The sequence below is a fragment of the Streptomyces sp. SID13666 genome (assembly GCF_010548325.1).
Lineage (GTDB): Bacteria > Actinomycetota > Actinomycetes > Streptomycetales > Streptomycetaceae > Actinacidiphila > Actinacidiphila fildesensis.
Genome location: NZ_JAAGLX010000033.1, coordinates 69,840 through 84,261 on the forward strand (window position 1 = coordinate 69,840; position 14,422 = coordinate 84,261).

The 14,422-nt window shown below is 70.7% G+C and carries 10 protein-coding genes and 2 pseudogenes; 5 read left to right on the forward strand and 7 right to left on the reverse strand.

The window, feature by feature from the left end; translation table 11 throughout:
- Positions 1-40: 40 nt before the first annotated feature.
- A complete protein-coding gene (locus tag G3I60_RS31680) occupies positions 41-460 on the forward strand; it encodes a molybdopterin-binding protein (RefSeq protein ID WP_164296376.1) in 420 nt (139 codons plus the stop codon).
- 40 nt (positions 461-500) lie between these two features.
- On the opposite strand, the gene G3I60_RS31685 is transcribed toward G3I60_RS31680, so the two are convergent.
- Both G3I60_RS31685 and G3I60_RS31690 read right to left on the reverse strand, forming a co-directional pair.
- Positions 501-713: a DUF4287 domain-containing protein gene (locus G3I60_RS31685; protein WP_138356891.1), complete on the reverse strand. Its 213-nt coding sequence runs from the start codon at positions 711-713 to the stop codon at positions 501-503.
- A 30-nt stretch (positions 714-743) separates the two neighbouring features.
- Positions 744-1,220: a DUF5990 family protein gene (locus G3I60_RS31690; RefSeq protein WP_244809015.1), complete on the reverse strand. Its 477-nt coding sequence runs from the start codon at positions 1,218-1,220 to the stop codon at positions 744-746.
- Positions 1,221-1,474: 254 nt separating this feature from the next.
- On the opposite strand from G3I60_RS31690, the gene G3I60_RS31695 reads away from it, so the two are divergent.
- The 3 genes and pseudogenes from G3I60_RS31695 to G3I60_RS46925 all read left to right on the forward strand — a co-directional run.
- Positions 1,475-2,902, forward strand: a complete 1,428-nt coding sequence (locus G3I60_RS31695; protein WP_164296378.1) for an alkaline phosphatase family protein — start codon at positions 1,475-1,477, stop codon at positions 2,900-2,902.
- Between the two features lie 223 nt (positions 2,903-3,125).
- Positions 3,126-4,076: pseudogene (locus G3I60_RS46920) on the forward strand (discoidin domain-containing protein); the annotation flags it as partial.
- A 246-nt stretch (positions 4,077-4,322) separates the two neighbouring features.
- A pseudogene (locus G3I60_RS46925) lies at positions 4,323-4,916 on the forward strand (beta-1,3-glucanase family protein); the annotation flags it as partial.
- Positions 4,917-4,971: 55 nt separating this feature from the next.
- Here G3I60_RS46925 and G3I60_RS31705 read toward each other — a convergent pair.
- The 3 genes from G3I60_RS31705 to gdhA all read right to left on the reverse strand — a co-directional run bounded on the left by G3I60_RS31705 (position 4,972) and on the right by gdhA (position 8,811).
- Complete coding sequence (locus G3I60_RS31705) at positions 4,972-6,510, reverse strand: ATP-dependent DNA ligase (protein WP_164296381.1); 1,539 nt, start codon at positions 6,508-6,510, stop codon at positions 4,972-4,974.
- Between the two features lie 132 nt (positions 6,511-6,642).
- Positions 6,643-7,272, reverse strand: a complete 630-nt coding sequence (locus tag G3I60_RS31710) for an alpha-ketoglutarate-dependent dioxygenase AlkB (protein ID WP_164296383.1) — start codon at positions 7,270-7,272, stop codon at positions 6,643-6,645.
- 207 nt (positions 7,273-7,479) lie between these two features.
- On the reverse strand, positions 7,480-8,811 hold the full coding sequence (gene gdhA, locus G3I60_RS31715; RefSeq protein WP_164296385.1) for an NADP-specific glutamate dehydrogenase: 1,332 nt from the start codon (positions 8,809-8,811) through the stop codon (positions 7,480-7,482).
- Positions 8,812-9,127: 316 nt separating this feature from the next.
- Between gdhA and G3I60_RS31720 the strand changes: the two genes are divergently transcribed.
- Positions 9,128-10,036, forward strand: coding sequence for an alpha/beta fold hydrolase (locus G3I60_RS31720; RefSeq protein WP_164296387.1), 909 nt, complete (start codon positions 9,128-9,130; stop codon positions 10,034-10,036).
- On the opposite strand, the gene G3I60_RS31725 is transcribed toward G3I60_RS31720, so the two are convergent.
- Entirely contained in the window at positions 10,033-12,711 is a 2,679-nt protein-coding gene (locus G3I60_RS31725) for a SpoIIE family protein phosphatase/ATP-binding protein (protein ID WP_164296389.1), read from the reverse strand. The two genes, G3I60_RS31720 and G3I60_RS31725, sit on opposite strands and share 4 nt — an antisense overlap.
- 61 nt (positions 12,712-12,772) lie before the next feature.
- Positions 12,773-14,398: an MFS transporter gene (locus G3I60_RS31730; protein ID WP_138356882.1), complete on the reverse strand. Its 1,626-nt coding sequence runs from the start codon at positions 14,396-14,398 to the stop codon at positions 12,773-12,775.
- Between the last annotated feature and the right edge of the window lie 24 nt (positions 14,399-14,422).

The window sequence follows — 14,422 nt, forward strand, 5'->3', positions numbered from 1 at the left end:
CCAAGCCCGACATTCCACTCACTTTGCGAGGCGCACCTTCATGAGTCTGAGCATCCGCAACCAGATTCCCGGCACCGTCACCGACGTCACCGCCGGCGAGGTCATGGCGACCGTCAAGGTCCGGCTGGACGGCGGCCAGGACATCACCGCGGCCATCACGCTGGAAGCCGTCAAGGAGCTCGGGATCGCCGAGGGTACGACCGTCCGCACCCTGGTGAAGTCGACGGAGGTCGCCCTGGCCACCGGCCCGGTCGAAGGCCTGAGCATCCGCAACCAGCTCGCCGGCACCATCTCCGAGGTCGCCACCGGCGGCGCGATGGCCAGCGTCAAGGTCACCGTCCCGGGCGGCGAACTGACCGCGGCCATCACCAAGGACGCCGTCACCGACCTCGGCCTGACCGCCGGCACCTCCGTGGTCGCGCTCATCAAGTCGACCGAGATCTCCCTCGCCACCGTCTGATCCGGGCGACAGCCCGCCGCGCGGAGTCCGCGCCGGCGGGCTATTTACCGTTGTCCTCGGCGAGGGTGTGCGCGACCAGGGCGTTCGCATGGCCATGGCCCATGCCGTGCTCGGCCTTGAGCCACCCGACCAGTTCCATGTGCCTGGTCAGCGGCGAGGACCGGATGAGGTCCTTCCATTCGGCGATCGGGCGGCCGTACTTCTGCTCGATCGAGGGGAAATAGGCGGCGGGGCCCTTCACAGTCTCAGTCATGGGAAAAGTGTGGCATCCGGGTCTGACAACTCACCTGGGCCGTAGCGTCTGCGGGGTGGTTGCCGACCAGGTCACCAGGGGCGGCCGCACCCGCCCGCACAGCGGCCGGCCCTCGGCGGTCGTCAGCCGCAGCCGCGCGGTCAGCCGGCCGCCGCGCACCGCCTCGTCGAACGTCTCCGACGGGACGTCGGCGAACATCAGCTTCGCCCGGCGCAGCATGTCGGTCACACCCGCCGCGTCCACCGTGACCCAGGACAGGAAGACGAACTGCCCGCCCAGCCGGTTCTGGATGTAAGGGCCTTCGAGTTCCGTCCCGGTGGCGGTCGCGACGGCGACGGCCTCCAGGGTCCAGCTCGCCGACGCGGCGTCACCCGGGTGGAGGCCCGTCCACTCGCCCGGCCGGTCCTTGCGCTGCACGCCGATGTGAACGTTGCCCGCGGCGGGGAAGTCCGGGCCGAGGACGAAGGCACGGCCGGGCAGGTCTGAGGCCTCGATACGGATCTCCACCCGGTCATCATCCCCCGCCGGCCCGGCCATGGGCGTGTCCCGGCACCATGACTCTGCGTCAGGTGCCTCATGGAGACATGACGTCCGGTGGAGCTCCCGCCCTCCCGCGGCGGCCTGCCGTGCCGTGGCCCGGTGCTCGCTGCTCGTTGGTCACGTGTTCACCGATTGCCCCCTTCGCCTCCCTCCCGGTCCCCGCAAAGGTGTTGATGGGTCCACGACCAGGGCTCGCACCGACAGGTCGAGAAGGGATGTTCATGGCCGAGTTGACGCGACGCAGACTCCTCGGATCGGCGGCGGGGGCGATGGGAGGCGCGGCGGCGCTCTCCCTGCTGCCGCCCAGCGTGCAGAAGGCCGTCGCGGCGGGACCACCGCGGCACGGTTCGCTGAACGACATCGAGCATGTCGTCATGCTGATGCAGGAGAACCGCTCCTTCGACCACTACTTCGGCACCCTCTCCGGCGTCCGCGGCTTCAACGATCCGCACGCGCTGAAGCTGGACAACGGGCGCTCGGTCTTCTACCAGCCCGACACGGTCAATCCGGACGGCTATCTGCTGCCGTTCCATCTGGACACCCACAAGTCCAGCGCCCAGGCCATCCCGTCCACCAGCCACGCCTGGGCCGTGCAGCACGCCGCCTGGAACGGCGGCAGGATGGACCAGTGGCTGCCCGCACACCGCAAGGCCGACGGGGTCAACGGCCCGTACGTGATGGGCTACTACACGCGGAAGGACATCCCCTTCCAGTTCGCCCTCGCGGAGACCTTCACCATCTGCGACAACTACTTCTGCTCGGTCTTCGGCCCGACGTGGCCGAACCGCCTGTACTGGATGACCGGCACCATCGACCCCGGCGGCACGATGGGCGGCCCGGTGCTCACCAACAAGGCGCCCACGCCGTACCGGTGGCCGACCTACGCGGAGCGCCTGCAGGCCGCCGGCATCAGCTGGAAGGTGTACCAGCAGGACGACGACTACGGCTGCAACATGCTGGAGCAGTTCAAGACGTTCCGGGACTCCAAGCCGGGCGAGGACCTCTACGAGCGCGGCATGCGCCCGCAGCCCGAGGGCACCTTCGAGGACGACGCGCGCAACGACCGGCTGCCGACGGTCTCCTGGATCATGCCGACGAGCTTCCAGTCCGAGCACCCGGACTACCTGCCGGCGGCCGGCGCCGACTTCGTGGCGCAGAAGATCGAGGCCATCGCGTCCAATCCGAAGGTGTGGGCGAAGACCGCGTTCATCCTCAACTACGACGAGAACGACGGCCTGTTCGACCATGTGGCCCCGCCCACGCCGAAGGCGGGCACGGTCGACGAGTTCGTCCAGGGGCTGCCGATCGGCGGTGGCTTCCGGGTCCCGGCGATCATCGTCTCGCCCTGGACCGTGGGCGGCTGGGTGGCGAGCGAGGCCTTCGACCACACCTCGGCACTGCAGTTCCTGGAGCGGTTCACCGGCGTCGAGGCACCGAACGTCACACAGTGGCGGCGGCGCACCTTCGGCGATCTGACCTCGGCGTTCCGCTTCTCCCACGCCACCGCGCGGCCGCCGCGGCTGCCGCACGACACAGCGAAGCAGCTGGAGGAGGCCAAGAAGGAAGTGGCCACCCTCCCCAAGCCGGTTCTCCCCGGCGCCGACCAGACGTTCCCGAAGCAGGAGAAGGGCCGGCGGCCGCACACCTGAGCCGGCCCCGCACAGCGATCCGTGCCGAGCGCGGGGAACCCGGCCTGTCGGGTTCCCCGCGCTCGGCGCGTGTTCAACCCTCGTTGTCAGCAGGTGGGTTGGGGCGATTATGGAGCTACTTCTTGACGCCGAGGAAACGCGGTTGTAAACATCACCCCACCGGGAGAGCGCTCTCTCGACGTTTCCGGCTCCATCACGGACCCCCACCCGTTCAGGAGATGCCATGTCAGGCGATCGTTCCTTGCTGGTGCGCCATCGGTTGAGCCGCGACAAGCGCCGACCGTATGTCCTCATCGCCCTGCTCACCGCGTTACTTGCGGGCCTGCTCTTCGTCGTGACGCAGCCGCCGGCCCACGCGGCGGGCGCGCTGCTCTCGCAGGGGAAGCCGGCCACCGCGTCCTCCGCCGAGAACGCCGGAACCCTCGCCGGCGCCGCCGTCGACGGCAACACCGGCACCCGCTGGTCCAGCGCCTTCAGCGACCCGCAGTGGATCCAGGTCGACCTCGGGGCCACCGCCTCGGTCAGCCAGATCGGGCTGACCTGGGAGGCGGCGTACGCGAGCGGCTTCCAGATCCAGGTCTCCGACACCGGAACCGGCAACTGGACCACCGTCTACTCCACCACCACCGGAACCGGCGGCACCCAGACCCTCGACGTCAACGGCACCGGCCGCTACGTCCGCATGAACGGCACCACGCGCGCCACCGCCTACGGCTACTCCCTGTGGGAGTTCCAGGTCTACGGCGTCCTCACCCCCGGCGGCTGCGGCTCCGCCAACGCGGCGCTGAACCGTCCGGCCACCGCGTCGTCCACGGAGAACGCCGCGAGTCCGGCGAGCGCCGCGTTCGACGGCAACACCGGCACCCGCTGGTCCAGCGCTTTCAGCGACCCGCAGTGGGTCCAGGTCGACCTCGGCGCGTCGCAGCAGATCTGCCAGGTCGTCCTGCAGTGGGAGGCGGCGTACGCGAAGGGCTTCCAGATCCAGGTCTCCGACACCGGAACCGGCAACTGGACCACGGTCTACTCCACCACCACCGGAACCGGTGGCACCCAGACCCTCGACGTCAACGGCACCGGCCGCTACGTCCGCATGAACGGCACCGCCCGATCCACCGCCTACGGCTACTCGCTGTGGGAGTTCCAGGTGCGCTCCGGTTCACCGGGCACCCCGCCCACCACTCCCCCGACGGACCCCGGTTCGTTCTGGGGCGACACCAGCACCATCCCGCCCGCGCAGAACGTCGTCATGCTCAAGATCCTCAACCGGACCAACGGCAAGTACCCGGACAGCCAGGTCTACTGGAGCTACAACGGGCAGGTCCACTCGATCGCCGACCAGCCGTACTTCGACATGCCCGTCAACTCCGCCGGGCGGATGTACTTCTACGTCGGCACGCCGAACGGCCAGTACTTCGACTTCATCGAGTTCACCGTCGGAGCGAACGTCTTCAACGGCAACACCACACGGGTCGACGCGTTCGGCCTGAAGCTCGCGATGCGGCTGCACACCCGCGACGGTTACGACGTGTCCGTGGGTGAGGACCAGGCCACCTTCGCCGAGGACCGGTCGGTCACCTTCCAGAAGTTCATCAACGAGGTGCCGGCGCAGTTCAAGGTGCTGGCGCAGTCCCAGGCCCCGTACCGGATCATCGCGCCGGGCAGCGACCCGACGTTCCGGGCCGGCGGGGTGAACGCCAACTACTACACCGCCTACGCGAACTCGGTCGGTGTCAACGCTCCCACGTCCGATGTCTTCGGCTGCGCGGGCACCCTGTCCGAGAGCCCGGGGATGTGCTCGGCGCTCAACCGGCATGTCGCCACGCTGCCGCAGTCTCAGTGGTCGGACCCCAGCCTGTACTACCAGGCGGGCCCGGCGAACTACTACGCGAAGTTCTGGCACGACTACGGCATCAGCAAGCTGGCGTACGGGTTCCCGTACGACGACTACGCCGGCCAGTCCTCGTTCGTCTCCCACGCGAATCCGCAGTACCTGCTGGTCGCGGTGGGCTGGTAAGCACGCTCCGTCGTCCGGGTGCGGTGGTCACCGCACCCGGAGGACGAGGTGGGACCTACAGTCCTTCCTCGGCGGCCAGCGCCCGCACGGTGGACACCGTGTCCGCCTCGGCCGCGGTCTTGTCGTCGCGGTAGCGCAGCACGCGCGCGAAGCGCAGGGCGAGGCCCGCCGGGTAGCGGGGGCTGCGCTGGAGGCCGTCGAAGGCGACCTCGACGACCAACTCCGGGCGGACGTGGACGACATACCGGTCGCGGGTCTCCTCCCGCTCCAGCAGTTCGGTGGTCTGCCAGGTCAGCAGCTCGTCGGTGAGCCCCTTGAAGGTCTTGCCGAGCATCACCCAGGGGGCGGGGTCGGATTCCTCGCCGCGTGCCGCGAGATGCAGATTGCTCAGCCACCCCTGGCGCCTGCCATGACCCCATTCGGCGGCCGTCACCACCAGGTCCAGGGTGTGCCGCGGCTTCACCTTGATCCACCCGGCGCCGCGGCGGCCCGCCGCGTACGGCGCGGCCGGGTCCTTGGCCACCACGCCTTCGTGGCCGCGGGCGAGTGCCTCCTGGAAGAAGCGCGCGGCGGCGTCGGCGTCCGCGGTGACGGTGCGCGGCACGCGCAGTTCCGCCGGCACCACGTCGTCGAGTTCCGCCCAGCGGCGTTCCGCGGGCAGGTCGAGCAGATCGGCGCCGTCGCGGTGCAGCAGGTCGAAGAAGAAGACGCTCAGCGGCACCTCGGCCCGCAGCTGTTCCGGGTCCTGCCGCGAGGCGGTGCGGGCGGCGGTCACCTGGAACGGGCGGGGCCGGCCGTCCGGGCCGAGGGTGATGGCCTCGCCGTCGAGCACGGCCGTCCGCACGGGCAGTGAGCGTACGGCTTCCACCACTTCCGGTACGCGGGAGGTGATGTCGTCCAGGCTCCGGGTGAACACGGAGACGTCGTCCCCGTCCCGGTGCACCTGGACCCGGATCCCGTCGAGTTTCCACTCCAGCGCGGCGGGGCTCATCCGCTCCAGGGCGGCGGCGACGTCCGGGGCCGCCACGGCGAGCATCGGCCGTACCGGGCGCCCGACCTCCAGCCCGAACGCGCGCAGCGCCTCCTTCCCGCCCGACATGGCGGCCGCCGCGACGGCGCGGGCGGAGCCGCGGAACATCAGCGCCCGGCGGACGTCCGCCGCCGGCACACCGGCCGCCTTGGCGACGGCGTCCGCCACCACCGCGTCCAGTGCGCCCTGCCGCAGTTCGCCGACCAGCACCGCGCTCAGGAACGTCTGCTCCTGCGCGGTGGCCCTGGCGAACAGCTCCTCCAGCAGCCGGCGCCGTTCGCCCTGCGCGCCGGATCCGTGCACGGCGGCGAGCGCGGCCAGTACGTCCTGGGTCTCCCGCACGCCGAGCTCCGGTTCGCCGGCGGGTGGCGGCAGTTCGCGCAGGCCGGCGGGGCCGACCCCGATCCGCATCCGCCGGGACTCACCGGACAGCAGGGCCACGGCCGCGGGCAGCTCGTCGGACCCCAGGCTCCGGAGGTATCCGGCCAGCAGGGCGATCTTCGCGTTGCGGGCCGGCTCGGCGCCGACGGCCTGGGAGGTGACGGCCAGTTCGTGAAGCAGCATGGGCGGGGAACTCCAGGGCTGGGGCGGTGAAGGCTGCGCGTGGCCCATGCGTACCCGCTTTCCCGTTCCGTCTCCCGGGGCGAAGCGGCCAGGCCCCCGCCCGGACCCGCCCCGATCCCGTCCGCTACCGGTTCAGCGCACCCCGCGCGGCCGGAACTGCACACTGATCCGGGGTCCCACCGGCCGCGCCGTCTTGGGAATCGCGTGCTCCCAGGAGCGCTGGCAGCTGCCGCCCATGACGATGAGGTCACCGTGTCCGAGCGGCATGCGCACGGCGGCCGGGCCGCCGGAGCGCGGCCGCAGCACCAGGTTCCGCGGCGCCCCCAGGGAGACGATCGCGACCATGGTGTCCTCGGTGCCGCCGCGGCCGATGGTGTCGCCGTGCCAGGCGACACCATCGCGTCCGTCGCGGTAGAAGCAGAGCCCGGCCGTGGTGAACGGCTCACCGAGCTCGGCGGCGTAGTGCCCGCTCAGCGCCGAGCGGGCCGTGTCGAGCGCCGGGTGCGGCAGGGCGTCGCGGTCGCCGAAGAACGACAGCAGCCGCGGCACGTCCACCGTGCGCTCGTACATGACGCGCTGCTCGGCACGCCACTCGACGTCCCGCGCCAGCGCCCCGAAGAGCGCGTCCGCCCCGACGAGCCACTGCGGCAGCACGTCGATCCAGGCGCCGAGCCCGATGTCGGTACGGCGCAGCCCGTCGAGCGGGCGCGGTGCGATCTCGTCCTCCTGGTCGAAGAGCGAGTTCTGCAGATGTACGGCCATGGGACCAGCCTATACGCATTCGTACATCTGTGCGATTAGCGTGGCGGGCATGATGGCGGTGGCCTGGTACTGGAGATCCACGTACCGGCGCGGGACGAGGCCGGGCGTCTGATGGACCATGCGGCCGATGCTGACAGAGCGGTTTCCGGGCACCCTCACACCCGGAAACCGCTCACAACCCGCTGGGCACCGCCCGCGGGAGACCGGTCAGACGACGCCCTGGGAGAGCATCGCGGAGGCCACGCGCTCGAAGCCGGCGATGTTGGCGCCGGTGACGTAGTCGCCCGGGGCACCGAAGCGCTCGGCGGTGTCGTAGCAGGTGTCGTGGATGCCGCGCATGATGGTCGCGAGCTCCTCCGCCGTGCGCTCGAAGGACCACGACTCACGGCTGGAGTTCTGCCGCATCTCCAGTGCGCTGGTGGCGACACCGCCCGCGTTGGCCGCCTTGCCGGGCCCGAAGGAGACCCCGGCGGTTTGCAGCAGCTTGACCGCGTCCGGGGTGGTGGGCATGTTGGCGCCCTCGGAAACGGCCTTCACACCGTTGCGGACGAGAACGGCGGCGGCGTCCGCGTCGAGCTCGTTCTGGGTCGCCGACGGCAGGGCGACGTCGGCGGGCACGTCCCACACCCGGCCGCCTGCCACGTACCGGGCCGAGGCGCCGCGCCGCTCCGCGTAGTCACTGACCCGGCCGCGCTCGACCTCCTTGATCTGCTGCAGCAGTTCGAGGTCGATGCCCTTCTCGTCGACGACATAGCCGCCGGAGTCGGAGCAGGTCAGGACGTTGGCGCCGAGGGACTGGGCCTTCTCGATGGTGTAGATCGCGACATTGCCCGATCCGGAGACCGTGACCTGCTGGCCGTCGAAGTCCTCGCCGCGCTTCTTCAGCATCTCGGCGGTGAACAGGACGTTGCCGTAGCCGGTGGCCTGCGTACGCGCCTGGGAGCCGCCCCATTCCAGGCCCTTTCCGGTGAGGACGCCCGCTTCCCAGCGGTTGGTGATGCGCTTGTACTGGCCGAAGAGGTAGCCGATCTCGCGGCCGCCGACGCCGATGTCGCCCGCCGGGACGTCCGTGTGCTCGCCGAGGTGGCGGTGGAGTTCGGTCATGAACGACTGACAGAAGCGCATCACTTCGGAGTCCGACCGGCCGTGCGGGTCGAAGTCGCTGCCGCCCTTGCCGCCACCGATGTTCAGTCCGGTGAGGGCGTTCTTGAAGATCTGCTCGAACCCGAGGAACTTCACGATGCCCAGGTTCACCGACGGGTGGAAGCGCAGACCGCCCTTGAACGGACCCAGCGCGCTGTTGAACTCCACCCGGAATCCCCGGTTGACGTGGATCTCGCCCGAGTCGTCCTGCCACGGGACCCGGAACATCAGCTGGCGCTCCGGTTCGCAGATGCGCTCGACCAGCTTCGCCTCGGCGAACTCGGGACGCCCCGCGAGCAGCGGCGCGAGGGTCTCCAGCACCTCCTGTGTCGCCTGGTGGAACTCGGGCTCGCCCGGGTTCCGCTCTATCAGCTGGGCACGGAAGGAAGGCTTCATATCGAGTCCATTCAGGAGCGGCTGCCGGGCGGAAAACACTGTGCGGTGTTCTACGGGCGCGGCGGGCCCGGCGTTCACGGCGGTCCCGCGGCTCCGTAGCGGTCGATGTTCACACCGAGCCCCGGACGTCCACAAGTACCGCAGAACACATCAGGGGTTACCTCCTGGTAAGTGTGGAGGGGGCATCAACGACGGCCGCTCGAGACCGCGTCGAGCGGCCCGGAAACCGCCGCAGCGGTGCCGCACCGGGTGCGTCCCCCATCCCGCGGCCGCCTCCCCCTACCGCCGGGTAGCACCGCGGCGAATACTGACTGCCATGACGACGGTGGCCCACTGGGGCGGAACCAGCCGCTACGCGGACCTCGGCGGGCGCGTCCACTGGGTCGACTTCGGGGGGCCGCCCGGCGCACCCCGGGTGGTCCTGGTGCACGGGCTCGGCGGGTCCCACCTCAACTGGTGTCTGCTCGCGCCGCTGCTGACCGCCCGGCTGCGGGTGACCGCCGTGGACCTGGCCGGATTCGGGCTGACGGAGCCGGCGGGCCGGGGCACGGCGGTACGGGACAACGTCGCGCTGCTCGACCGCTTCCTGCGGGAGGTCGTCGGGGAGCCGGCGCTGCTGGTGGGCAACTCGATGGGCGGGATGATCTCGATCCTGCAGGCGGCGGCCCGTCCGGGGACGGCCACCGGACTCGTGCTGGTGGACCCCGCCCTTCCACTGCCGTTCGGGGCCCGGCCCGATCCGCTGGTCCTGTCGGCGTTCCTGCTCTACGCCGTGCCGGGGGTGGGGGAACGGGTGCTCGCGCGGTCGCGGACCGGGAGCACGGCCCGGCAGCAGGTACGGCGGCTGCTCAGTCTCGTGTGCGCCGACCCGTCGGCGGTTCCCGAGGAGCTGGTCAGCGCCTCGGTCGAGCTGGCGGAACGGCGGGCGGGGGTGCCGGGGCTCGACGCGGCCTTCCTGGCCGCCGCGCGCTCACTGGTGCTGGTGAACGCGCGGCGGACCACGTACTGGTCCGCCATGCGGTCGCTGCGGGTGCCGGTCTTCCTCATGAGCGGGGAGCGGGACCGGCTTGTGCCGGTGCGGTCGGCCCGCGCGGCGGCGGCGCGCAATCCCGGCTGGCGCTTCGAGACCTTCCCCGGCGTCGGCCATGTGCCGCAGCTGGAGATACCGGACGTCGTCGCCGCGCGGATGCTGGACTGGCTGGACGACGTCCGGCTCGCCGGCTAGCCCTGGAGCGGCTGCTCGCTCCAGATGACCTTGCCGTCGGCGGTGTAGCGGGTGCCCCAGCGCTCGGCGAACTGCGCGACGAGGAAGAGTCCCCGGCCGCCTTCGTCCATCGTGGCGGCGTAGCGCAGGTGCGGTGAGGTGTCGCTCGTGTCGGACACCTCGCAGATCAGGGTGCGGTCGAGCAGCAGCCGGACCTTGATCGGCTCCGCCCCGTAGCGGATGGCGTTGGTGACGAGCTCGCTGAGGATCAGCTCGGTCACGAAGGCCGTCTCGTCCAGTCCCCAGCTCGCCAGCTTCCGGCTGACCGCGGCACGGACCTCGGACACGGCCGCGGGGTCGGACGGTACCTCCCACTCCGCCATCCGGTCGGCCGGCAGCACGTGGGTGCGGGCGACGAGGAGGGCGATGTCGTCCTTCGGGTGGGCGGGGAGGAGGGCCTCCAGGACCGCCTCACACGTCTCCTCCGGGGTCCGGTCGGTGTCCTTGAGGGCACTGCGCAGCCGTTCGAGGCCGTCGTCGATGTCCCGCTCACGATCCTCGACGAGCCCGTCGGTGTAGAGCACCAGCCGGCTGCCCTCGGGCAGCCTGATCTCCGCCGTCGCGAACGGCAGACCGCCGACGCCGAGCGGCGGGCCGGCGGGCAGGTCGGGGAATTCCACCGTCCCGTCCGGGTGGACCAGCGCGGGCGGCGGATGGCCCGCCCTGGCCATGGTGCACAGCCGCGAGACCGGGTCGTAGATCGCGTACAGGCAGGTCGCGCCCGTGACGTCGTCGCCGGAGCCGGCGGCCGTCTGGTCCTGGTCGATCCGGCCGACCAGCTCGTCGAGATGCCCGAGGACCTCGTCCGGCGGCAGGTCCAGCGTGGAGAAGTTGTGGACCGCGGTGCGCAGCCGCCCCATGGTGGCGGCGGCGTGCAGGCCGTGGCCGACGACATCACCCACCACCAGCGCGACCCGGGCGCCCGGCAGGGGGATGACGTCGAACCAGTCCCCGCCGACGCCGGCCTGCGCGGGCAGATAGCGGTAGGCGGCCTCGACGGCGTTCTGCTCGGGCAGGCCGTGCGGCAGCAGGCTGTGCTGGAGGGTGACGGCCATGGCGTGCTCGCGTGTGTAGCGGCGGGCGTTGTCGATGCACACCGCCGCGCGGGTGACCAGTTCCTCGGCGAAGGAGAGATCGTCCTCGTCGAAGCGCTCCGGCCGCTCGGAGCGCCAGAACTTGGCGATGCCCAGCAGCACGCCACGGGCCAGCAGCGGGACCCTGACGACCGAGTGGACCCCGTACGCGAGCATCGCGTCGGCGCGCTCGGGATCCTGCACCTTCCAGTCGGTGGACGACGCGAGGTCGGGGTCGAACACACCCTGTCCGGTGTCGAGACTCCAGGCCTGCGGAGTGGACGGGATGATGGTGATCGGCTCGCCCACCGGATACAGCGGGGCATCGTCCCTGATGGCGCTGACGGCCACCCGCTGCATCTGGGTGCCGGAGCTCCCCGAGGGCTCCTCACCGCGCAGCACGGGCACCGCGAGGTCGACGGAGACGAAGTCGGCGAACCGGGGGACGGCCACCCGGGCGAGTTCCTGGGCGGTCTGCACCACGTCCAGGGTGGTGCCGATGGCCACGCTGGCCTCGTAGAGCAGTCGCAGGCGTCTGCGGCCCGCCTCGGCCTTGTCCGACAGCGCGTGCAGCTCCGTGGAGTCCCGCAGGGTCGCGACCATGCCGGGGGGCCCGCCGTTACGGTCCGTGGGCCGGACGTTCACCACCAGCAACCGGTCACCGGCCGGCAGGACTTCGTCGCTCATGGCCTGTTCCGAGGCCAGCAGCTCGACTGCCCGGCTGCTGAGTCCCAGGCCGGCCACGGGGCGCCCCTCGGCGTCCGCCGGCAGTCCGAGGAGCCGGCGCGCCTCATCGTTGGCGAGCAGCAGCCTGCCGTCCCCACCGACGATGACCACGCCCTCCCGGACCGCGTGCAGCACCGCGTCGTGGTGCTCGTACATCCGGGTCATCTCGGTCGGCCCCAGACCATGCGTCTGGCGCAGCAGCCGTCGGCTGGTGAGTGCCGCCCCGACCGTGGCCAGCGAGAGCGCGACGGTCGCGGCGCCGAGGATGAGCGGCAGCTGTCGGTCGACGACCCCGCTGACCTTGGTGATCGTGATCCCGGCGGAGACCACGCCGACGACCTTGCCGTTGGTGTCGTAGACGGGGACCGTGGCCTGGACGAGCGGCCCGATGGTTCCGACGATCTTCTCGGTGATCACCTGGCCCTGCAGGGCCGACTCGTAGTTGCCGACGAACTTCTTGCCGATGCGGTCCGGCTTGGGGTGCGTGTAGCGGATGCCGTCGGTGTTGAGCACGACGATGAAGTCCACCCCGGACGCCATCCGGGCGGCCTCGGCCTTCGGCTGGAGGATCGCGGTCGGGTGCGGGGCCTTCAGCGCCGCCACGATTCCCGGCGAGTTCGCGAAGGTCTGCGCGACGGCGACCGAGCGGTTGCGGGCCTCCTGCGTGCTGTCGTGCTGCGACTCCAGGACGAGCGCCAGCACCGCCGCCAGGACGAGCAGCAACACCACGACCACCTGCAGCGCGAAGACCTGGCCGGCGACGCTGCGTATCCCCCTGATCCACCTGCGTCGGCCGGCCGGCAGGGCGCCCGAGGATCGGACCGTCAACCGGGCCATGGCCTATGTGTACCCCGGTTGACCCCGGTAAGCGAGTGGTCGGAGTGCACGAGCCCGGCGCTCAGCCGGGCGGAGGGGGAACATCGCGCGGGTCCGGCACTCGCGGCGACGCCTCGGAAGCCGTCTCGCCCACCTCTGCGGGCACGAGCGGAACAGCGCCGCCACCCTGGAGACGCTCCAGGTCGGAGGGACGTACCTGGATGACCAGCAGGGCGATCAGTGCGCCGACGACAGCGAAGACGGCGGCGGCGACGAATGCGGTCGAGATGCCCGAAGTCAGCACCTGGTCGCCCCAGGGCGACGGGAGCTGTCCGGTCCTGCGGAACTCCAGTTGCTGGGCCGGGGTCGCCTGCGCCAGGAACCGGGGGACCTGGTCGGTGGCCTCGTTGCGACTGGCCGTGCCGAAGACGGTGACCAGCACGGACAGGCCGAGCGACCCGCCCACCTGCTGGGTGGCGTTGAGGATCCCGGAGGCCGCACCCGTCTCCTTCGCCTCGACGCCCGATACCGCCATCAGCGTCAGGGACACGAACTGCAGACCCATGCCGGTGCCGAAGACCAGGATGGGGCCGAGGATGCTGCCCAGGTACGAACTGTCGACATCGGTCATCGTCAGCCAGCCGAGTCCCACCGCGGCCAGCACCGCCCCCACCACCATGAAGGGCTTGGGTCCCCACTTGGGCAGCAGTTGCGAGGTGAACCCCGCGGCCACCGCGATGATCGCGCTCACCGGCAGGAAGGCGAGACCGGCCCGCAGCGGACTGAATCCCAGAATGTTCTGCACGAAGAGCGTCAGGAAGAAGAACATCCCGAAAATCGCGGCGGACAGACTCAGCATCATTCCGTACACACCGGCGCGATTGCGGTCGCGGAACATCCACAGTGGGGTGATGGGCTGCCGCGACCGGCGCTCGATGGTGATGAACAGGTACAGGAACACCACGGCCGCCACGAAGGCCCCGATGGTGACGCTGTCGCTCCAGCCGTCCTTGGAGGCCCGGATGAATCCGTAGACGAGCAGCACCATGCCCAGCGTGGACGTGAGCGCGCCCATGATGTCGAAGTGGCCGGCATGGCGCTCGGACTCCCGGATGAACCGGGGGGTCGCGAGCACGATCAGCAGGCCGATGGGCACGTTCACGAAGAAGACCCAGCGCCAGTCGAGCCACTCCACGAGCAGTCCGCCGGCGAGCAGTCCGATCGCGCTGCCGCCCGCCGAGACGGCGGCGAACACACCGAACGCCCTGTTCCGCTCGGGTCCTTCGCGGAAGGTCGTGGTGATGAGCGCGAGGGCGGTGGGAGAGGCGACGGCGCCGCCGACGCCCTGCAGCGAGCGGGCCGCGAGCAACTGCCAGGATTCCTGGGAGAGTCCGCCGAGCAGCGAGGCGAGCACGAAGAGCAGCACGCCGAAGATGAAGACCCGGCGACGGCCGAGGATGTCGCCCAGCCGCCCGCCGAGCAGCAGCAGTCCGCCGAAGGTCAGCGTGTAGGCGTTGATGACCCAGGACAGGTTCTCGGTCGAGAAACCGAGCGAGGTCTGGATGTGCGGAAGGGCGATGTTCACGATGGTGATGTCGAGGACCACCATCAGCTGGCACGAACAGATGACGAGGAGTGCGATACCGCTGCCGTGGCCCCGCTCCGGGGATGCGGCAGACTCCGGGGATGCCGTCTGAGAGTCCGTCATGGGAGTGCCTGCGCGATTGCCTGC

Bases quoted from the DNA above. Each gene is read 5' to 3' on its own strand.
- G3I60_RS31685 (WP_138356891.1), bottom strand. From the start codon at position 713: ATGACTGAGACTGTGAAGGGCCCCGCCGCCTATTTCCCCTCGATCGAG.
- G3I60_RS31725 (WP_164296389.1), bottom strand. From the start codon at position 12,711: ATGGCCCGGTTGACGGTCCGATCCTCGGGCGCCCTGCCGGCCGGCCGA.
- G3I60_RS31705 (WP_164296381.1), bottom strand. From the start codon at position 6,510: ATGCTGCTTCACGAACTGGCCGTCACCTCCCAGGCCGTCGGCGCCGAG.
- G3I60_RS31720 (WP_164296387.1), top strand. From the start codon at position 9,128: ATGACGACGGTGGCCCACTGGGGCGGAACCAGCCGCTACGCGGACCTC.
- gdhA (WP_164296385.1), bottom strand. From the start codon at position 8,811: ATGAAGCCTTCCTTCCGTGCCCAGCTGATAGAGCGGAACCCGGGCGAG.
- G3I60_RS31730 (WP_138356882.1), bottom strand. From the start codon at position 14,398: ATGACGGACTCTCAGACGGCATCCCCGGAGTCTGCCGCATCCCCGGAG.
- G3I60_RS31680 (WP_164296376.1), top strand. From the start codon at position 41: ATGAGTCTGAGCATCCGCAACCAGATTCCCGGCACCGTCACCGACGTC.
- G3I60_RS31710 (WP_164296383.1), bottom strand. From the start codon at position 7,272: ATGGCCGTACATCTGCAGAACTCGCTCTTCGACCAGGAGGACGAGATC.
- G3I60_RS31695 (WP_164296378.1), top strand. From the start codon at position 1,475: ATGGCCGAGTTGACGCGACGCAGACTCCTCGGATCGGCGGCGGGGGCG.